The organism is Streptomyces sp. NPDC111656 (assembly GCF_055656965.1).
The window spans coordinates 250,944-270,804 of sequence record NZ_JBVKCA010000004.1; the positions used below are offsets into that span (position 1 = coordinate 250,944).

At 70.1% G+C, this 19,861-nt stretch carries 19 protein-coding genes; 13 read left to right on the forward strand and 6 right to left on the reverse strand.

Going from position 1 to position 19,861, the window contains the following annotated elements; all coding sequences use genetic code 11:
• Nucleotides 1-16: 16 nt before the first annotated feature.
• The 8 genes from ACZ7M3_RS14515 to ACZ7M3_RS14550 all read left to right on the forward strand — a co-directional run bounded on the left by ACZ7M3_RS14515 (nt 17) and on the right by ACZ7M3_RS14550 (nt 9,848).
• Nucleotides 17-223, forward strand: coding sequence for an Arc family DNA-binding protein (locus tag ACZ7M3_RS14515; protein WP_358736998.1), 207 nt, complete (start codon nt 17-19; stop codon nt 221-223).
• 437 nt (nt 224-660) lie between these two features.
• Nucleotides 661-3,411 carry a pyruvate, phosphate dikinase gene (gene ppdK / locus ACZ7M3_RS14520; protein WP_472063415.1) on the forward strand — a complete coding sequence of 917 codons (2,751 nt, stop codon included), beginning with the start codon at nt 661-663 and terminating at the stop codon, nt 3,409-3,411.
• Nucleotides 3,412-3,980: 569 nt separating this feature from the next.
• Nucleotides 3,981-4,589: a CAP domain-containing protein gene (locus ACZ7M3_RS14525; protein WP_472063416.1), complete on the forward strand. Its 609-nt coding sequence runs from the start codon at nt 3,981-3,983 to the stop codon at nt 4,587-4,589.
• A 438-nt stretch (nt 4,590-5,027) separates the two neighbouring features.
• Nucleotides 5,028-5,261, forward strand: a complete 234-nt coding sequence (locus ACZ7M3_RS14530; RefSeq protein WP_472063418.1) for a hypothetical protein — start codon at nt 5,028-5,030, stop codon at nt 5,259-5,261.
• Between the two features lie 160 nt (nt 5,262-5,421).
• Nucleotides 5,422-5,835, forward strand: coding sequence for a hypothetical protein (locus ACZ7M3_RS14535; RefSeq protein WP_472063420.1), 414 nt, complete (start codon nt 5,422-5,424; stop codon nt 5,833-5,835).
• A gap of 27 nt (nt 5,836-5,862) precedes the next feature.
• A complete protein-coding gene (locus ACZ7M3_RS14540) occupies nt 5,863-6,585 on the forward strand; it encodes an ABC transporter ATP-binding protein (RefSeq protein WP_472063422.1) in 723 nt (240 codons plus the stop codon).
• An 11-nt stretch (nt 6,586-6,596) separates the two neighbouring features.
• Nucleotides 6,597-8,864, forward strand: coding sequence for an FtsX-like permease family protein (locus ACZ7M3_RS14545; RefSeq protein WP_472063424.1), 2,268 nt, complete (start codon nt 6,597-6,599; stop codon nt 8,862-8,864).
• A 42-nt stretch (nt 8,865-8,906) separates the two neighbouring features.
• Nucleotides 8,907-9,848 carry an oxidoreductase gene (locus tag ACZ7M3_RS14550; RefSeq protein WP_472063426.1) on the forward strand — a complete coding sequence of 314 codons (942 nt, stop codon included), beginning with the start codon at nt 8,907-8,909 and terminating at the stop codon, nt 9,846-9,848.
• Between the two features lie 29 nt (nt 9,849-9,877).
• Here the strand turns inward: ACZ7M3_RS14550 and ACZ7M3_RS14555 are convergent, their stop codons facing one another.
• The 4 genes from ACZ7M3_RS14555 to nirB all read right to left on the reverse strand — a co-directional run bounded on the left by ACZ7M3_RS14555 (nt 9,878) and on the right by nirB (nt 14,404).
• On the reverse strand, nt 9,878-10,642 hold the full coding sequence (locus ACZ7M3_RS14555) for an SDR family NAD(P)-dependent oxidoreductase (protein WP_472063428.1): 765 nt from the start codon (nt 10,640-10,642) through the stop codon (nt 9,878-9,880).
• 66 nt (nt 10,643-10,708) lie between these two features.
• Complete coding sequence (locus ACZ7M3_RS14560) at nt 10,709-11,293, reverse strand: TetR/AcrR family transcriptional regulator (protein ID WP_472063430.1); 585 nt, start codon at nt 11,291-11,293, stop codon at nt 10,709-10,711.
• A 130-nt stretch (nt 11,294-11,423) separates the two neighbouring features.
• Nucleotides 11,424-11,774, reverse strand: coding sequence for a nitrite reductase small subunit NirD (gene nirD, locus ACZ7M3_RS14565; RefSeq protein ID WP_472063432.1), 351 nt, complete (start codon nt 11,772-11,774; stop codon nt 11,424-11,426).
• Nucleotides 11,771-14,404 (reverse strand): nitrite reductase large subunit NirB, encoded by a 2,634-nt coding sequence (nirB, locus tag ACZ7M3_RS14570; RefSeq protein ID WP_472063434.1) that lies wholly within the window; start codon nt 14,402-14,404, stop codon nt 11,771-11,773. Before nirB ends, nirD begins: the two co-directional genes overlap by 4 nt.
• 19 nt (nt 14,405-14,423) lie before the next feature.
• On the opposite strand from nirB, the gene ACZ7M3_RS14575 reads away from it, so the two are divergent.
• The 5 genes from ACZ7M3_RS14575 (at nt 14,424) to ACZ7M3_RS14595 (ending at nt 18,184) form a co-directional block, all read left to right on the forward strand.
• Nucleotides 14,424-14,648 carry a hypothetical protein gene (locus tag ACZ7M3_RS14575; RefSeq protein ID WP_472063436.1) on the forward strand — a complete coding sequence of 75 codons (225 nt, stop codon included), beginning with the start codon at nt 14,424-14,426 and terminating at the stop codon, nt 14,646-14,648.
• 167 nt (nt 14,649-14,815) lie between these two features.
• Nucleotides 14,816-15,379 (forward strand): hypothetical protein, encoded by a 564-nt coding sequence (locus tag ACZ7M3_RS14580; protein ID WP_472063438.1) that lies wholly within the window; start codon nt 14,816-14,818, stop codon nt 15,377-15,379.
• Between the two features lie 9 nt (nt 15,380-15,388).
• Nucleotides 15,389-16,678 carry a sensor histidine kinase gene (locus tag ACZ7M3_RS14585; protein WP_472063439.1) on the forward strand — a complete coding sequence of 430 codons (1,290 nt, stop codon included), beginning with the start codon at nt 15,389-15,391 and terminating at the stop codon, nt 16,676-16,678.
• Nucleotides 16,679-16,737: 59 nt separating this feature from the next.
• Complete coding sequence (locus ACZ7M3_RS14590; protein ID WP_472063441.1) at nt 16,738-17,391, forward strand: response regulator transcription factor; 654 nt, start codon at nt 16,738-16,740, stop codon at nt 17,389-17,391.
• 10 nt (nt 17,392-17,401) lie between these two features.
• Complete coding sequence (locus ACZ7M3_RS14595; protein WP_472063443.1) at nt 17,402-18,184, forward strand: sulfite exporter TauE/SafE family protein; 783 nt, start codon at nt 17,402-17,404, stop codon at nt 18,182-18,184.
• Nucleotides 18,185-18,200: 16 nt separating this feature from the next.
• Here ACZ7M3_RS14595 and ACZ7M3_RS14600 read toward each other — a convergent pair whose 3' ends face one another.
• On the reverse strand, nt 18,201-18,818 hold the full coding sequence (locus ACZ7M3_RS14600) for a class F sortase (protein ID WP_472063445.1): 618 nt from the start codon (nt 18,816-18,818) through the stop codon (nt 18,201-18,203).
• A gap of 155 nt (nt 18,819-18,973) precedes the next feature.
• Nucleotides 18,974-19,495 carry a hypothetical protein gene (locus ACZ7M3_RS14605; RefSeq protein ID WP_472063447.1) on the reverse strand — a complete coding sequence of 174 codons (522 nt, stop codon included), beginning with the start codon at nt 19,493-19,495 and terminating at the stop codon, nt 18,974-18,976.
• Nucleotides 19,496-19,861: the final 366 nt, after the last annotated feature.

Genomic DNA, 19,861 nt, shown 5'->3' on the forward strand with positions numbered 1-19,861 from the left:
GTGTCACCGTAGCGTCATGATTCGTTTCTCACTCCGGATCCCGGCAGACCTACACGAACGGGTGAGCGCCCGCGCCGCCGCGGACCGGCGGTCCCTCAACTCCCAGATCCTCCACCTCCTGGAGGTCGCCCTCGCCACTCCCCAGGCGGACGCCGGATCACCCGGCGGCGGTCCGGCTTCTCTTGCCCCGCCTCGCGGGAAACCGGATTCCTCCCCGGCCTGAAGGTCGGGGCATCCTCCGGGAATCCGGGTGACATCCATGTGTCGCGTCCACATCGTGGTCCGCATGATGAAATTCGGGCCGTCTTCACTGCGTGATTCTCGCCACCCTTGATAGGGGTGGCGCTCAGATGAGCGGATCTTGGGCGACTGCACTTCCCTAAGGGGTGGCACTCAGTGCCACCCCTTGATCGTTCATCGATTAAACTCAGACGTGTCAGTGACCGCTCATCTGAGCGTATACTTCCCTCTGAGGGTATTGATTCGTTCAAGAAGTGAAAACATCTCACCGTGGCCGCTTGCCAAGGCTTGACTTTCAATCGAGTGGCGGACGGGTGGTTACAGGCGCATGACGTGCAAGTAGACGTACCCAGGCGCCTTCGATCTGGGTATGTTCCTCGCCGTCAGGGCAGCCACCGCGACGTCGAGGAGTCGAGACTCGTGTCGGAAAAAAAAGATCCCCATGTAGCCGAGAGCGGCGACAGCGGCGTTGAGGGTACGAAGTTCGTTTACGACTTCACCGAAGGCAACAGGGACCTCAAGGACCTCCTCGGCGGCAAGGGTGCGAACCTCGCCGAGATGACCAACCTGGGCCTTCCCGTCCCTCCGGGCTTCACCATCACCACCGAGGCGTGCAAGACCTACCTCGGCAGTGGCGAGGAGCCGGCGGCACTGCGTGACGAGGTGAGCGCGCACCTCGAGGCCCTCGAAGCGACGATGGGCAAGAAGCTCGGCCAGGCCGACGACCCCCTCCTCGTATCCGTCCGTTCCGGGGCGAAGTTCTCCATGCCGGGCATGATGGACACCGTGCTGAACATCGGCCTCTCCGACAAGTCGGTCCAGGGCCTCGCCAAGCAGGCCGGCGACGACCGCTTCGCGTGGGACTCGTACCGCCGCCTCATCCAGATGTTCGGCAAGACGGTCCTCGGCGTCGACGGCGAGCTCTTCGAGGACGCGCTGGACGCGGCGAAGACGGCCAAGAAGGTCACGGTCGACACGGAGCTGGACGCCGCGGACCTCAAGAAGCTGGTCACCAAGTTCAAGAGGATCGTCAAGGCCGAGGCCGGCCGGGACTTCCCGCAGGACCCGCGCGAGCAGATGGACCTCGCGATCCACGCGGTCTTCGACTCCTGGAACACCGACCGCGCCAAGCTCTACCGCCGCCAGGAGCGCATCCCGCACGACCTCGGCACCGCGGTCAACGTCTGTTCGATGGTCTTCGGCAACCTCGGCCCCGACTCGGGCACGGGTGTGGCGTTCACGCGCGACCCCGCGTCCGGCCACCAGGGCGTGTACGGCGACTACCTCCAGAACGCCCAGGGCGAGGACGTGGTCGCGGGCATCCGCAACACGGTCCCGCTCGCCGAGCTGGAGTCGATCGACAAGAAGTCGTACGACCAGCTGATGCAGATCATGGAGACCCTGGAGAACCACTACAAGGATCTCTGCGACATCGAGTTCACCATCGAGCGCGGCCAGCTGTGGATGCTGCAGACCCGCGTCGGCAAGCGCACCGCCGGTGCGGCCTTCCGTATCGCCACGCAGCTGGTGGACCAGGGCCTGATCGACGAGGCGGAGGCACTCCAGCGCGTGACGGGCGCCCAGCTCGCGCAGCTGATGTTCCCGCGCTTCGACGACCAGGCGAAGGTCGACCAGATCGGCCGGGGCATCGCGGCGTCGCCGGGCGCGGCGGTCGGCAAGGCGGTCTTCGACTCGTACACCGCGATCAAGTGGTCGCGTTCGGGCGAGAAGGTCATCCTGATCCGCCGTGAGACCAACCCCGACGACCTGGACGGCATGATCGCGGCCGAGGGCATCCTGACCTCGCGTGGCGGCAAGACCTCGCACGCCGCCGTCGTGGCGCGCGGCATGGGCAAGACGTGCGTGTGCGGCGCCGAGGAGCTCGAGGTCGACACCAAGCGCCGCCGTATGACCGCCCCGGGCGGAGTGGTCATCGAAGAAGGCGACGTCGTCTCCATCGACGGCTCCACGGGCAAGGTCTACCTGGGCGAGGTCCCGGTCGTGCCCTCCCCGGTCGTCGAGTACTTCGAGGGCCGGATGCACGCGGGCGCCGACGACGCGGACGAGCTGGTCGCGGCGGTCCACCGGATCATGGCGTACGCGGACCGGGTCCGCCGCCTGCGCGTCCGCGCCAACGCGGACAACGCGGAGGACGCCCTCCGTGCCCGCCGCTTCGGCGCGCAGGGCATCGGCCTGTGCCGCACCGAGCACATGTTCCTCGGTGACCGGCGCGAACTGGTCGAGCGCCTGATCCTGGCCGACACGGAGGCGGAGCGCGAGGACTCCCTCAAGGAGCTCCTGCCCCTGCAGAAGCGGGACTTCGTCGAACTCTTCGAGGCGATGGACGGCCTCCCGGTGACGATCCGTCTCCTGGACCCGCCGCTGCACGAGTTCCTGCCGGACGTGACCGAACTGTCCGTACGGGTGGCACTGGCCGAGTCGCGCGGCGACGCCAACGAGAACGACCTGCGCCTGCTCCAGGCCGTGCACCGCCTGCACGAGCAGAACCCGATGCTGGGTCTGCGCGGCGTACGCCTCGGCCTGGTCATCCCAGGCCTGTTCACCATGCAGGTACGGGCGATCGCGGAGGCGGCGGCCGAGCGCAAGAACGCCAAGGGCGACCCGCGGGCCGAGATCATGATCCCCCTCGTCGGTACGGTCCAGGAGCTGGAGATCGTCCGCGAGGAGGCCGACCAGGTCATCTCGGAGGTACAGGCGGCCGCCGGCACGAACCTCAGGCTCGCCATCGGCACGATGATCGAACTCCCGCGGGCCGCCCTGACCGCCGGTCAGATCGCCGAGGCCGCGGAGTTCTTCTCCTTCGGTACGAACGACCTCACGCAGACCGTCTGGGGCTTCTCCCGGGACGACGTGGAGGCGAGCTTCTTCACCGCCTACCTGGAGAAGGGGATCTTCGGCGTCTCCCCCTTCGAGACCATCGACAAGGACGGTGTGGGTTCCCTGGTGAAGTCGGCCGTGCAGGCCGGCCGCGCCACCCGCCCCGACCTGAAGCTCGGCGTCTGCGGCGAACACGGCGGCGACCCCGAGTCCGTCCACTTCTTCCACGAGGTGGGACTGGACTACGTGTCCTGCTCCCCCTTCCGGATCCCGGTGGCACGCCTGGAGGCGGGTCGCGCGGCGTCGACGGCGAAGGGCAGCGACCACCGCTAGCCTGCCGGAACTCCGGAGCCGCCGACGGTCAACCTCGACCCTCACCGACGGCCGACGGCTCCGGCGCACGAAAGAAACGGGGCGGCACCTTGTGCGGAGGTGCCGCCCCGTCGTGCATCATCTGCGGAGACTGCCAAGCTGCGCCGCTGACCAGGCAAGTTGCCGTTTACTGGCGTTGTTTGCCGTTGAACCCACGCGAAGCTGTTGTGCCCTCGTTGTGCCCTCCGGGTGGGGTTGGGTTCCGTCACGGGCCGTCACCACACAGGCCCCGCTCTGATTCGGCACATTCCAGGGCGGGCCCTTCGCTGTGCTTGTTCTCCGGACGCCCGCCCCGGCCCTCCAGCCAGACCGGCCCTGGCATCGAGGCAGAGAGTTGGTCGACAACCTCGTCTCTGCCAAGAGGCCCGTTCACCACCGAACACGCTCCCGTTCACCAGGTTGGGGTCACGGCATCCAGGATGCGCATCCGCGAGCGGCACGCCCGATCCGCGGCCCCGGATGGCGACGGGTCAGGGCCGATGGCAGCCTGGATGACGACACCGTTCGTGTTCGCAGGAGGTGGAGTATCCGTGCAAAGCCACATGTCGCGCACCGGAAAACTGCTGAGCACTGCCGCGGCTGCCGCCCTGTCGGCCACGCTCTTCCCTGTCGTGGCGGCCCCGCCCGCGGCGGCCGTGACCTGCGACCAGGCCGCCGCCAACCGAGCCCCGACTGCCGGGACGGTCACCCAGGCGAGGGCCGCCGTGATGTGCCTGATCAACGCGCAGCGCACACAGCGCGGGCTGCCTTCCCTCACCATTAGCCAGGCCCTGACGAACGCGGCTCAGCAGCATGCTGTCGCGGCCGTCCAGCTGAAGTGGTGGGGACCGGGCAAGGACCCGCACCGCAACCCCAAAACCGGCTCGACACCGCAGAGCCGCATCCAGGCGGCCGGATACTGTCCCAACCCCCGCTCGTGGGAGTTCAACGAGATCACGTACACCGGGTGGGGCGGATCGGGAACTCCGCAGGCCGCCGTCAACTGGTGGATGAAGAGCCCCGCCCACCGCGCCATCATCCTCAAGCCGTCGCTGCGCGAGATAGGCCCGTGGGCCCAGCCCGGCTCGGCGGACCGGGCCGGGGCCTCGTCGCCCAGCGCCGGCACCTACGTCGTGACGTTCGGACGCTGCCAGCGGTGAATCCCCCATCGGGGTCTCTCGCATGTGCAGAACCGCGCCAGATCTTCCTGTGCACCCACTACAACGAGGTCCCCTCGTTCAATCTCGCTTGCATGGATGCGGGTTTGGCCGCCGTGCTGGGGGCGTTGACGGGGCCAGTCGCGACAACCGGGGCGGCATTCGCCACGGAGGTGCCGCCCCGTCGTGCGACCGGGGGCAGCCGTACGAAGTCGTCGAGTCCTCCGTACAAGGCACGCCGCCGCCGCTCCTCACTCAGGCCGAGGCCCTCGTGTACGACATGGAGTTCGGTCCAGACCGGCCCGGCCCTTCGATCATCTGCGCCAGCCGGTCGGTCAGCAGGCCCAGGATCCGCCTCGACCTCACCGGCATGACTCATCTGGACCACGCCTGCCGCGACCAGGTCGAGGAGTTCACTGCGCGGCGGGGGCGGAGTCGCTGATGCCGGGGTCAGGGAACGCGTGGACGGCGGACATGGCCCGGGCCGGGGTGGACCCGGAGCCCTTCGCCCGCGACGAACCCCGCACCGCAACACTGCCCCGTCGCCCTGCCTCCCCCGCCCCCGCGGAGGACCGGGCCCACGCCGAGGCGTCGTCGACTCCGATGCCGGGCCCCACCGCCGAATGGTTCTACCTCGACACCCAGCCCTCCTCGAACGACTACGCAACGCCTTGACGCCGGCCGACGAGCTCGGCACCCGCTCGCGCTTCTCGTGCTTCTGGATCACCTGATGGGATGGCGATTCGTAGGCCAAAGGATTCAGCACGTTACCGATCGATTACCTTCTGTAACTCCTGGGGGCCGGTGGGGTCGTTGGGAGGCAGAGAGGTGAGAGATGAAGACGGCAATGGTTGGCGTGGTGGCGGCGGGAGTCTTCCTCGCGGGGGCAGGTGCGGCGATCGCGGATTCGTGGCACTACATGCCCAACTTGCAGGCGCCAGGTGTCGTTTTCGAGCGGGGCCACTATCGGTTTAACCCGCCAGGGCAGAACCACGGTTCCTTCGAGTGGGCGGGATACCTCAAGGACGGCGCGCCCCGCGACGGCCACAACATCTATGTGCGGGCCCGGGTCGAGGGTCGCGATGGGGTCGAGTACTACGGAAAGCAGGGGCAGTTGGTGTTCCTGCACAAGTCCATCTGGGAGGCCTCCCAGCGCTACACGGACGATGCCTATGTCCGGGCCTGTGTTGATCGCGGAACTATTTGGCTGGACGCCTGTTCCGCCGAGGTGCACTTCCGCAAGGGCTGAGCGGTTCCACCGGTGTCCAGGACTCGGGTGCAGGCCCGGGTCCGCTTCCCTTCGGGAGTCCAGATCAACACGTCAGAAGTCCTCTCCGCCAAGGGAATCGACCTCTACTACGGCCCGGCGCACGCTGTTAAGTGCGCATCCATTGCGCTCCATCGGGGCGAGGTCGCGGCGATTATGGGTCAGAGTGGTTCAGGTAAGTCCTCCCTGCTGTATGCGCTTGCGGGCGTACTCCCCGTCGCCGGCGGTGAAGTTCGTTTCGAGGGCCGCCCGTTGGCCGCACTCGACGATGAGGAACTCAGCGCCTTGCGCCGAGATCGCTTCGGGTTTGTTTTCCAGTACGGAGAGCTCCTGCCCGAGCTGACCGTGGAGGAGAACACAGCTCTGCCGCTACGGCTGGCAGGGCAGGGCAAAGCTCCGGCACTTGCTGCAGCCGGGGAGGTACTGGGGCGTTTGGGCCTCGCGGATCTGAAGGAACGGCGTCCTTCGCAGGTGTCCGGTGGACAGAACCAGCGCGTCGCCGTCGCTCGCGCTCTCGTGCACAGGCCCGCAGTGGTCTTTGCCGATGAGCCAACAGGGTCGCTGGACAGCACCAATGCGGCCACAGTGCTCAAGGAGTTTCTCGCGCTTGCCCGTTCGCGGGGTACGGCAGTCGTGCTCGTCACGCACGACGCGAAGGTCGCGGCCCAGGCGGACAAGCGCTTCACCATGCTCGATGGTGAGCTCGCCCCGCAGGGACAGGGGGAGTTGTGAAGGAACTCCTCTTGGGGTTGAGACTGCTGCTCGGCAGCGGACGCGGCAATCGTGTGCGCTTCCTCCTCATGACGGTCGGCGGCTCACTGGGCGTCTGCTGTCTGGCCATCGTGCTGGCGATTCCAGGGATTCTCGCCGCACAGGATGGGCGCATTGTCGGCAGACAGTCCGTCAGTCCCACAGCTCAATCCAACGGCGTCATCGCCGACGGCTACCCCCTGACCCTCGACCGCACAGACCCCTACGGCTCAACACCCCTCACCCGCGTCTTCACGGCGCGTGGTACCAGGTCTGTCGAGCCGCCCCCGGGACTCCCCTCGTTCCCCCGGGTCGGTGAAGTGTTCGTCTCGCCACAGCTGCACGAACTTCGCCAGCACAACCCGGCGTTGGCTCAGCTGGTCCCTGGCGACGAAGTCGGGGTGATCGGTGCCGAGGGGCTGGCCCGCCCCGATGAACTCGTCGCGTACGTAGGCATGAGCCGTGCCGACCTCTCCGGCGGCAGCCCTGTGGAGCGGTTCGGCGAGCGCTACGGGCCACCCCCTACGTTGGATCCGACGACCCTCGGCATCCTGCGGTTCGCCCTGTCGGCGGTCGTGCTGCTGCCGCTCGCCGTCTTCCTCTCGGTCTGCGCACGCCTCTCCGCGGCCGACCGGTCACGCAGGCTGGCCGCGCTGCGCCTGCTGGGTTTGAGCAAGAAGGGGACTCAGCGGGTGAACGCCGCCGAGACCGTCGCCGCCGCCGGGCTGGGCGCGATCCTCGGACTCGGCGAGTACTGGGCCGTGAACCAACTCGCCTCACGAGTCGGTCTGCCGGGGTTCACGTGGTACCCGGCTGATGGCGCGCTGACCTTCCAGACCCTCGTGGTGTGTCTCGTCGGATGTCCGGCACTCGCCTGGTACGTGGGTCGCGCCAGTGCGGGCAAGGCGGCTGCCAATCCCCTGGCCGTCCGGCGCGGCGCGGTGGAGAAGCCGCCCTCGAAATGGGTCTTCCTGCCGTTGATCGCAGGTCTGGGAGTCATCACGGGCTACTGCATCGCGGGCGCGACCGGCCATGGTCCCACAAGCACCACCGTGTCCTCGTTGCTCATGCCGTTGGCCATCATCCTGGCTGGTGTCGGGCTCGCGCTCTCGCTTCCGTCGCTGTCCCGATTCCTCGCGCAACGGATGGCGCGCTCCACCCGGTCACTCTCCCTCGGGCTTGCGATGCGGCGCAACGAGGCCGAGCCGGGCGGTGCGATCCGGGTGGCCACCGGGCTCGTACTGCTGGTCTTCGCGGCTTCCCTCGCGCAGGGGGTCGTCATTGAACTGAACGGGGTCGCCAAGAGTGTCTTGGCCGTCCAGACGTATGAGATCTCGTACGGAGAGCTCAGCGGGCCCCAGCGACGGGCCGTCGAGGCGGTGCCGGGGCTCCGCGCGCATGTCGTCACCCTGAGGACGGACTCCGCCGACGCGGGAGCGGCTCCCAGCCCTGAGGCCGTGGTGGCGACGTGCGGTCAACTGCACAAGGCGGTGCCGTGGGTCAAGGGGTGCGTGGACGGGCGGCCCATGAGGCTGTGGGATGCCACGCAACCTGAGGAGAATGCCAAAGCGGGCGGCAGTGTCGTCTTCAGGGCGAAGGTGGGACAGCGCTCTCGTGACCTGAAGCTCACTGTGCCGCAGCAGACCATCCGGTATCGCGACCATGAGGGCATCCATGTCCTGCCGAGCGGAGCGATCCTGGTCCCCCCCACCGCACTGCCGCCGAACGCGCGCCCGGAGAGCGCCACGCTCACACTCGTCAGTGGTCCGTCCGAGAAGACCGTCCGCACCGTCCTCGATGGCATTGGCGGCATCGCCCCCATGGCCGGTGTCACCACTCCGGGACTGATCGTCGACTCCTTCCAACGGGTCACCATCGTCAGGACCCTCCTGGCCGTAGGCATGATCCTCGGTCTGATCATCGGTGTAGCCGCCTACCTCGTCGCTGCCACCGACCGGGCCGTCGAGCGGCGGCCGCAGGTTACTGCGTTGGCCCTGCTGGGGGCGCGGGCGCGGACCTTGCGGGCTGTGCAGGTGGTGCAGGTGGTGTTGCCGTTGGCTGTGGGGTTGGTGTTGGCGGTGGTGGTGGGGAAGATGGCCGAGTCGAGCTATCTGGTCACCGGGGGTGGGGCCGTCTTCTGGGACGGGGGCGGGGTCCCGTTGCTGCTCGCGTGTGCTGTCGGGGTGCTGGTCGTCGCCGCTGTGGGCGCGTTGCCGCTTGTGGGGCGGAGGATTGATCCCGAGTTGATCCGGCGAGACTGAGCGTACGGTGAGTGACGGACAGTGGTGGAGAGGGGTCTGGGCATGGCCGGGTGGAATGTGAGCGACATCCCTGATCAGCGTGGCCGTACGGCCGTCGTCACCGGGGCCAACAGCGGGATCGGGTTCGTCACGGCACGTGAGCTGGCGCGGCGCGGGGCGCGGGTCGTGCTCGCCTGCCGGAGCGAGGCCCGGGGGAGCGAGGCGGGGGACCGGATCGCCTCCGAAGTACCCGGCGCGGACGTGGAGTTCGTACGGCTGGACCTCGGGGATCTCGATTCCGTGGCGGAGTTCGCGGCGATGTTCGACCTTGTCTACGGCGAGCGGCTCGACGTGCTGGTCAACAACGCCGGGGTCATGGCCCTGCCGTTCGCGCGTACCTCCGATGGGTTCGAGACTCAGTTCGGGGTCAATCATCTCGGGCACTTCGCCCTCACCGGGCTGCTGCTTCCCGCGCTGCTCGCCACCCCGGGCGCCCGCGTCGTGACCGTGTCGAGCATGTTCCACGTGCTCGCCAATATCGACATCCGCGACCTCGACAGCAAGCGCGGCGGGTATCGGCGCTGGGTCGCCTACGGGCGGTCCAAGAGCGCCAATCTTCTGTTCACCCACGAGCTGGCGCGCCGGCTGGCCGGTGCCGGGTCCGATGTCGTCGCTGCCGCCGCTCACCCCGGGTACGCCTCCACCAACCTCCAGACCGCCGGGCCGAAGCTCGCGGGGCGCAAGGGTGCCGAGCGGGTCATGGAGATCGGGAACCGGCTCCTCGCGCAGAGCCCGGACGCCGGGGCCCTGCCCACGCTGTACGCCGCCACCGCGCCCGGTGTACGGCCCGACTCCTTCACCGGACCCTCGTTCGCGATGTGGCGCGGCGCGCCCGCGAGCTCCTGGCGGGCCGGGTGGACGCGCGACGACGCCGTCGGCCAGCGCCTCTGGAGCGCCTCCGAACAGCTCACCGGCGTGACCTACGACGCTCTCGCGCCGAAGTGAGCTGAGGCCCGGCCCGTGTCCGGCCCACGTCAGAGGGTGCCTCCGCTGTCCACCACCAGGTCCGTGCCCACGATCGACGCCGCGTCGTCCGACGCCAGGTAGAGGACGGCCGCCGCCACCTCCTCGGTCTTCGACACACGGCCCAGCGGCAGTTCGTGGCGTGCCCGCTCCACCCGCTCGGCCTCCGACTCGCCCGGCCGCAGTGACATCGTGGTGGCGGCGGCGCCGGGGCTCACGACGTTGATCCTGACTCCGTCGGCGATGTGGTCGAGGGCCGCGGCGCGGGACAGCGCGGTGACGGCGGCCTTGGCTGCGGCGTAGGCGGCGACGCCCGGACGCCGGGTGTGCAGGCCGATGGTGGAGGCGAGATTGACGATCGCGCCGCCGGACGGCTGCGTCCGCATCTGCCGGATCTCCGCCTGAAGGGCGAGGAACACGCCGGTGACGTTGATGTCCAGTTCGGCGTGCCAGTCGGCCTCCGGAAGGTCGGCCAGCGGCGTTCCGCCGTGGAAGACGGCCGCGTTGTTCACCGCCACGTCCAGGGAGCCGAAACGGTCGACGGCCGCCACGACGAGGGCGTGCACCTCGTCCGAGCGTGACACGTCCGTGGTCACTGCCAGCGCCTTTCCACCCAGGGCCTCGATCAGCGCGACCGTCTCGTCGAGCGATGCGGCGGTGCGGCCGGCGACGACCACCTGCGCGCCCTCCGCGGCGAACGCCAGGGCGGTGGTCCGGCCTATGCCGGATCCGGCGCCCGTGACGAGGGCCGTCTTTCCCGAGAAGCGTGTGGTCATTCCGGATCCCCTTATTTGACCGATCGGTTCAGTTTGAAGGCGTACGCGGGCCTTGGGATGTGGTCTTCAGCCGAGCAGCGTCAGCGCCTGTTCCGCCGCGTCCTGGACCCGGGCCGGGTCCGCTGACGCCTTGCCCACCACCCGTAGGCCCTGCATCAGGACCAGCAGCATGCGGGCGAGGGTGAGCGGGTCGCGGTCGGCGGGCAGTTCGTCCTGGGCCTGCGCGCGGACCAGGGCCGAGTGCAGCAGGGTCTCGAGGTGGTCCCAGTTGTGCTCGACGTGGCGGGCCGCGGCCGTGTCGTGGGGTGCCAGTTCGGCGGCCGTGTTGGTGACGAAACAGCCGCTCAGGCGCCTTCCCTCGGTCGTCGCCTCGGTCGCGAAGCGGCGTACCACCGCTCGTACGGCGGGCAGTGCGGGGCCCGGCTGGGAGAGCTCCCGCAGGAGCTGCGGATTGCGCGCCTGCTGGTAGCGGTCCAGTGCCTTCAGGTACAGCTCGTGCTTGTTGCCGAAGGTCGCGTAGATGCTGGCCCGGCCGACGCCCAGGTGCTCGACGAGGTCCGTCATCGACGTCGCCTCGTAGCCGCGCCGCCAGAACAGCTCCAGGGCCGACTGCAGCGCGGCGTCCGGGTCGAACTCCTTGGTCCTGGCCATGGGGCGACCGTAGGGCAATCGAGAATGATCGGTCAAGTAAGACCGGGGTGACCGGCGGGCGCGAGGAGGTCCCGGTCACCCCGGCCGTCAGGAAGTGACGGTCAGGAAGCGGCCTTTCAGGAAACGGCCGTCAGGAAATCCGGACCTCGTACGTCGTCACCCGTACCGTCTCGTCGTCCAGGCACCGGCCCGACTCCAGGTCGAACCGCTGCTTCAGCAGGGGCGAGGCCACGAACGGGCGGCCCTGGTGGGAGCCGATCAGGCCGCGGGAGAGGACCGCCGCGCCGCTGAACGGATCGCGGTTGTCGATGGCGTACATCCGGCCGGCGCGGTCGAGGAAGACGGCCGCCTGGCCGCCGTCGGGGAGCAGGGCGGCGACTCCGCGGCCCGGCGTCAGCGCGGACGGGTCGCAGAGGGCCAACCATGAGTTCGTCAGGCGGAGTTGGACGGTGAGGGCGGTCGTTTCGGGTGCCAGGGTCATCGCTGGGCGCTTCCTTCCAGGGCTTCCGAGGGGCGGCGGCCGATGCTCAGCAGCGGCAGGTCCGGCTTGATCTGGTCGCGCTCGGGGACGAAGCCGACGACCGGGTCGGGGGTGTCCGGGGCGTTCACGAAGGACACGAACCGGGCCAGCTTCTCGGGGTCGTTGATGGTCTCGGCCCACTCGTCGCGGTAGGCGGCGACATGCGCGGCCATCAGTGACTCCAGTTCCTCGCAGATGCCGAGCGAGTCCTCCACGACCACCTCGCGTACGTGGTCCAGGCCGCCCGGAATCCGCTCCAGCCAGGTCGACGTGCGCTCCAGGCGGTCCGCCGTGCGGATGTAGAACATCAGGAACCGGTCGATCAGGCGGATGAGTTCGGCGTCCGAGAGGTCCTGTGCGAGCAGGTCCGCGTGGCGCGGGGTGGCGCCGCCGTTGCCGCCGACGTACAGGTTCCAGCCGCCCGCGGTGGCGATCACACCGAAGTCCTTGGACTGGGCCTCGGCGCACTCGCGGGCGCACCCGGAGACCGCCGACTTGAGCTTGTGCGGGGAGCGCAGCCCCCGGTAGCGCAGCTCCAGGTCGATCGCCATGCGGACGGAGTCCTGGACGCCGTAGCGGCACCAGGTCTGGCCGACGCAGGATTTGACCGTGCGCAGGGCCTTTCCGTACGCGTGCCCGGACTCGAAGCCCGCGTCCACCAGCCTCGCCCAGATGAGGGGGAGTTGCTCGACCCGCGCGCCGAACAGGTCGATCCGCTGGCCGCCCGTGATCTTCGTGTAGAGGCCGAAGTCCCGGGCCACCTCACCGATCACGATCAGCTTCTCCGGGGTGATCTCGCCGCCGGGGACGCGCGGCACGATCGAATACGAGCCGTTCTTCTGGAGGTTGGCGAGGAAGTGGTCGTTGGTGTCCTGGAGAGCCGCCTGCTCGCCGTCCAGGACATAGCCGCTGGCGCCGATGGACGGGGCGAGGGAGGCGATGATCGAGGCGACGGTCGGCTTGCAGACCTCGCAGCCCTCGCCACCCCGGGCGCCCTCACGGCCGTAGCGGTCCAGCAGGATCTGGAAGGAGGGGATGCGCAGCGCGAGGGCGATCTCGTACAGCTCCTCGCGGGTCTGGGAGAAGCAGCCGCACAGGCCGTGGTCGACCTCGACGCCGCTCGCCGCCAGCTCCTCGTTGACGAGCTGACCGAGGACCTTGAGGCAACTCCCGCATCCGGTACCGGCCTTGGTGCACTTCTTGACCTCGGGCACGGTGGTGCAGGAGTGCTCGGTGACCGCGCCGCGGATCGTGCCCTTGGTGACGTTGTGGCAGGAGCAGATGACCGCCGAGTCGGGGAGCGCGGAGGGGCCGAGCGCGACCGGGGCGCCCGCGCCCGCCGGGAGCACCAGCTGCTCGGGGGCGATCGGCGGCACGGAGCCGGTGAAGGCCCGCAGGGTGCCGTACGCCTCCGCGTCGCCGACCAGGATGCCGCCGAGCAGCTCGCCGCCGCGGCCGATGACCAGCTTCTTGTACGTGCCCGAGCGCGAGTCGGAGTAGACGACGTCGAGGCAGTCGGAGGTGGCGCCGTGCGCGTCACCGAAGGACGCGACGTCGACGCCGAGCAGCTTCAACTTCGTGGACAGGTCGGCGCCCGTGAAGCTGGCCTCGTCCGCGGCGATCGTCGCGGCGGCCGTCTCGGCCATCTCGTAGCCGGGCGCGACCAGGCCGTACACCCGGCCGTCCGAGGCGAGGGCGCACTCGCCGATCGCGAACACGTGCGGGTCCGAGGTGCGGCACTGGTCGTCGACCGTGATGCCGCCACGCTCGCCGACCGTGAGCCCGGTGTCGCGGGCGAGCTGGTCGCGCGGGCGGACGCCGGCCGAGAACACCACGAGATCCGTGGGGAGTTCGGAGCCGTCGGAGAGCTTCATCCCGGTCACGGCGCCGTCGTCGCCGGTGACGATCTCCTGGGTGCCCGTGCCCGTGTGCACGCTCAGGCCCATGTCCTGGATGGTGCGCAGGAGCGCCGCGCCGCCGCCCTCGTCGACCTGCACGGGCATCAGACGCGGCGCGAACTCCACGATGTGCGTGGTCAGTCCGAGCCCCTTCAGCGCGCCCGCGGCCTCGAGCCCGAGCAGGCCGCCGCCGACCACCGCACCGGTCGTCGCCCGCGCTTTCGCGTACTCCTCGATGGCGAGCAGGTCCTCGATGGTGCGGTACACGAAGCAGCCCTCGGCGTCCTTGCCGGGCACCGGCGGGACGAAGGGGTACGAGCCGGTGGCGAGGACCAGGGTGTCGTACGCGATGACCAGACCCGAGCGCGCGGTGACCTGCCTGGCCTCCCGGTCGATCGTCTCCGCCGGGTCGCCGAGGTGCAGTTCGATGCCGTGCGCGGTGATGAACTCGGCGTCGGTGAGGGAGAGTTCCTCCGGAGTGCGGCCCGAGAAGTACGAGGTGAGCTGGACGCGGTCGTACGCCGGGCGCGGCTCTTCGCACAGCACGACCACACGGTGCGTGGCGGTCAGGCCGCGTTCGGCGAGCGCTTCGAGGAAGCGCTGGCCGACCATGCCATGGCCGACGAGCACGATGGTGTGCGCGCTGCCGTCGGTGGCGTTCGCCGCCGTCGTCATCGTCGTGTCCGTGGACATTCAGGAGCCTCCGTCATGGGTGAGCAGGTGGAGCAGCGGGGCGCTGTCCGCGGGGGAGCGGTGCGGTTCCCTCCCGGGCAAGGGCAAGGGCAAGGGCAAGGGCAACGGTGAGGGCGAGCCGGGTCAGGGAGCGGGCGCATTCGAGGTCATGCACCGCAGCCTGCGACGCCGGTGTTACCCGGTCGCATCACGGCTGTTTCCCGGGAGGAACGCTGCCCTCAGCGGGAGCGGCACCCGGTTGTGAGGGTGTGGTGGGGCCGACCGAACCCCCGGTCCTCGTGCGGGCACGATCGATCGCGGCGCCCCGGCACGGAAGCCTTGAGCCATCGGGATCCACCCGCCTACGAAGAGCAGGATCCACCCGCTCACGAACAGCGGGCTCCACCGGCTCACGAACAGGGGGACACAAACATGGCCATCTCCGAGAGGCCGGAGCAGAAGCCCCAGCAGAAGCCCCAGCAGAATCCCCAGCAGAAGCGGAAGTCGCCGCTCCCGCCGCCCCGCGACGACTCCGCCGTCCGGGCCTGGCTGTTCGTCCGTGAAGCGTTCACCGCGGGCGCCTGGCGCCGGGTCGCGTACGCGCTGCTGGCGTTCCCCATGGGGGTGCTCTGCGTCCCGCTGGCGCTGCTGGGCGCCCCGACGGGGCGGTGGCAGCGGGGGCTCGTCCGGCGCCTCCTGGGCCGGGAGCTGTCCGGGTCCTCGCGGGGACTGGCCCACGCCACGGCCGCCGTACCCCTCAATCTCCTGGTGCTGGCCGTCACCGTCTACGGCTGGTCCCTGGTGCCGATGAACCTGGGCTGGCCGCTGCGCTCCGCCGGTTCCGACTACTCCGACGCGTGGGGAGGGCCGACCTTCGCGGGGGCCTGGGCGTTCCACGCGATCGTCGGAGGGTTCGGCTTCCTGCTGCTCATGCCGTGGCTCGGCCGGGCCCTGGCGGCCGTCCAGCTCCGCCTCGCCGCGGCGCTCCTCTCCTAGGTTGACGCCATGCACCCCCTCCGCAACCGCCTCCGCGCACGCGCGGCCTTCCCCTTCGGGCGGAAGGCCCTCGCGGCGCTCCTCTACGGGGTGATCGCCTTCCCCCTCGCCCTGGTCGGGTTCGTCCTCACCTTCGTGGGGCTGTTGGTGGGTGGCGTGCTGTCCGTGACCACGCTCGGACTGTGGCTGGTCGCCGTCACCGTGCGCGGGGCACTGGCGCTCGGCAGGCTCCAACGCGCTCTCGCGCGCGGCCTGTTGGGGCTGGAGATCGACGAGCCTGAGCGCCGCGAAGGTGCCGGGATCCTGGGCTGGCGGAGGGCGCTGCTGGGTGAACGGAGCGGGTGGCGCGCCGTCGCCTGCGCGCTGGCCACCCCCTTCACCGCCGTCTTCGGGTACACCGCCGTCGTCATCGGCTACGTCTACGGCGTCCTGCTCGTACTCCACCCCCTCCTCGAGCGGTGGAACTACGACACCCGGCGTGCGAGCGACGGCACGACGCACCGGGTGTCGCTGGAGTTCTTCGGATTCCAGGTCGACTCCTGGCCACGTTGGCTGATCCCACTGGCTCTCGGGCTGCTGCTCCTCACCACCGCGTCCTGGCTGCTGCGCCAAGCCCTCGCCCCGCACCGGGCGCTGCTCACCGCGCTGCTCGGCCCCGACCCCGCCGAGCGCCGCATCCGCACCCTGGAGGAGACCCGCGCCCAGGCCGTGGACGACGCGGCGGCGACCCTGCGCCGTATCGAACGCGACCTGCACGACGGGACGCAGGCCCGGCTCGTCGGCCTCGCGATGCACCTCACGGTGATCAGGGAGCTGATCGGCGCGGGGGCGTCCCCCGACCGGCTCCTCGCCGTCGTCGACACCGCGCGGGGCAACGCGACCCAGGCCATCGCCGACCTGCGTCATCTGGTGAAGGGCATCCACCCTCCCGTACTGGACCAGGGCCTGGACACCGCCCTGGCCACCCTCGCCGCCGACAGCGCCCTGCCCGTCGAGGTCGCCGCCGACATCACGGACCGCCCGAGCCCGGCGGTCGAGTCGATCGCGTACTTCTGCGCCGCCGAACTCCTCGCCAACGCCACCAAACACAGCGGGGCGAGCGGCGTCGCGGTGAGCGTGACCGCCCGGGACGGACTGCTGCGGCTGAGCGTGCGCGACGACGGACGCGGGGGAGCGGTGATCGGCGCGGGCTCGGGCCTGACCGGGCTGCTGGCCCGCGCCCGGACCGTCGACGGCACACTCACCTGCGACAGCCCGCCGGGAGGCCCTACGGTGGTCACGGTCGAGCTTCCCTGCTGACCGAGCTGTCCGAGCCTCCCTCCTGTCCGAGCTGCCCTACTGACCATCACGGGGATCACATGCGCGTCGTCATCGCCGAGGACTCCGCCCTCCTGCGTGATGGGCTGGTCCAGCTGCTGCGGCTGCGGGACGTGGAGGTCGCGGCGGCCGTCGGGGACGCCGAGACGCTGCTCGCCGCTGTGGCCGAGCACCGTCCGGACGTGGCCGTCGTCGACATCAGGCTGCCGCCCACGCAGACCGACGAGGGCGTACGGGCGGCCGTACGGCTGCGCGAGGACCACCCCGGCACCGGGGTGCTGATCCTCTCGCAGTACGTGGAGACGACGTACGCCCGGCAACTGCTCGCCGACCCGGCCGGGGTCGGCTATCTGCTGAAGGAACGGGTCGTCGACATCGGCGAGTTCGTGGATGCCATGGAACGGGTCGCCGGAGGCGGCACCGCCCTCGACCCCGAGGTCGTCGCGCAGCTCTTCGGCGCGAGCCGGCGCGCCACCGCCCTCGACAGGCTCACACCGCGCGAGCGCGAGGTGCTCGCCCTGATGGCCGAGGGCCGGACGAACCAGTCGATCGCCGGCGCCTTCACCGTCTCGGAACGCGCCGTCGAGAAGCACATCGCCAACATCTTCACCAAGCTCGACCTGCCGCCGTCGGGCACCGGGCACCGACGGGTGCTGGCGGTCCTGCGCTACCTGGACTCGGTGACCGTCACATAGGGTCGCGATCATGCCCGACATATCGCTGACCATCGTCGTTGTGCTCTGCCTCGCCTCCCTCGCGGCGGGCTGGATCGACGCCGTGGTGGGCGGTGGCGGGCTGCTTCTGCTCCCGGCGATGCTGCTCGGGCTGCCGGGCGGTACACCGGCGGCGTACGCGCTCGGGACGAACAAGGCGGTCGCGATCGTCGGGACGACGGGCGCGGCGGTGACGTACGCGCGCAAGGCGCCGGTGGATGTGCGGCTGGCCGTGCGGATCGGGCTCGCGGCGCTGGCCGGCTCCACGGCCGGTGCCTTCGTGGCCGCCGGGATGAGTACGGACGTGCTGAAGCCGGTGGTCATGGTGGTGCTGCTGGGCGTCGGGACCTTCGTCATGCTGCGGCCCGCCTTCGGTACGGCGCCCTCGACCGAGCCCGTGTCCGCGCGGCGCGTGCTGGCCGCGATCGGGCTCGTGGGCCTCGGGATCGGCTTCTACGACGGGCTCGTCGGACCCGGCACGGGTACGTTCCTCGTCCTGGCGCTGACCGCGCTGCTCCACTTCGACCTGGTGACCGCCTCCGCCACCGCGAAGATCGTCAACTGCTGCACCAACGCGGGCGCCCTCGCGACCTTCGCGTGGAAGGGCACGGTGTACTGGCAACTGGCCGCGCTGATGGCCGTGTTCAACCTGGTGGGCGGCATGGTGGGGGCGCACACGGCGCTCAAGAAGGGCAGCGGGTTCGTCCGGGTGGTGCTGCTGACGGTGGTGTTCGCGCTGGTGGCGAATCTGGCGTACCAGCAGTGGATCGCGTAGGCGCCGCGGATGCCGGTCAGCGGCTGCCGGTGAGGTGGGCGAAGACGACCACGTTCCCCTGGTACCCGGTGGCCTTCGAGTAGTCGCCGCCGCAGGTGATGACGCGCAGTTCGGGGCGGGAGGCGGCGCCGTACACCTTCTCGTCCGGGAAGTCGCGGGCCGCGTACACCTCGACGGCGTCGACGGTGAACAGCGCGGTGCCGCCGTCGCGGCGCGCCACCTCGATGGCGCTGCCCTTCTCGAGGGCGCCGAGGTTGTAGAAGACGGCGGGGCCGTTGGCGTTGTCGACGTGGCCCGCGACGATCGCGGTGCCTCGCTCGCCGGGGGTGGTGCCGGCCTGGTACCAGCCCGCGAGGTTCTTCTGCCCGGCGGGCGGGACGTCGAGGCTGCCCTGCGGGGTGAGGCCGAGGCCCATCAGCGGGGCGTTCACGCCGATGGAGGGGATGCGGATGCGCTCGGGCGGGGAGTGGCGGAGCGCGGGGGCGCCCTGCCGGAGGGCGTCGCCGGTGCCGGCCTGCGCGGCGGAGGGCTGGGGCGGCGGGTGGACCTGGGTGCCGTTGTGGAGCAACCAGGTCCCTGAGCAGAGGGCGACCACGGTGACGGAGGCTATGGCGGTGTTGCTGACCCGGCGCATGTGAGCCTCCTCTCGGGTCAGGGATTGTGCGGTTGTGGTCGTGACGGCCGTCGTGGTCGTGGTGGGTCCCCTTCCCCCTCCGGGCCGCGAGGGGCGTCGGGCCACGGAGGGGGAGGGGACGGCGGTACCGGCGGACGGACAGCGGAGGGTGTCCGTCAGATCCCGTCGCCTCTCGCCCGGCGATGCAGGAGCCAGGTACCGCCCGCGGCGGCGACGGCCAGGGCCGCCACTCCCGCCGCGGTCTGCACGGGGTCGGGGCCGAGTGCGCCGCCGACCCCCGTGTTCACATGCCCACGCGGCAGATGGATCTGTTCGCGTGTGGCGGTCAGGTTCACGATCAGGTCGCCGGTGACCTGCCGGCCTTGGGAGCACGTCGCGACGATCTCGTACGTCCCCGGCTGGGCGCTCGGCGGCACCTTGAACTGGCCGATCGCGTCCTGTTCGTGGGCGCTGGCGGCGAGGATGAAGATGCCCGCGCCGACCGCGCTGGCGTCACCCGTGGCGGTGCCGTCCGCGCCGCACGCCGCCGTGTTGACGGTGACGTCGGCCCCCGGCACGACGGTGGAGGGGAAGACCTCCAGACTCTCCGTGGACCCGCCGTACGCGGGCGCGGTGGCGAGGCCCACCGCGGCGACGGCGAGCGCGGTACCGGTCAGCAGACGGGCTGTGCGTCGCATGGCTGTGCTCCTCCGAGGGGGCGCGGTCGGCGGCACCCCCAAGTGCCGCTGTGTCGGTCGTGCCCCTGCCCTTCCGAGGTAAGTGGCAGTCGGCCGGGTTCGCTTCCCGAGGGAGCGTCACAAATGCGGGGAAAGGGTGCTGGACGGGGGTGTCCGAGGGGCCGGAACGATGGCGTTCCAGCAGGTCACCGGCGTACGGGCTGGTGTGTCGCGGCAAAGAGCCCGAAGAGCGCACGGAGGGGGTGCGAACGGGTGACGGGGGCGGAGGGGAGGCGCCTTGACCTCAAGGATGGTCGAGGTGACGGCCTGTGCGCCATGAAGGCCATCACGAGGGCCGGTGGGAGCGGCCCGGGACCCGATGCGAGA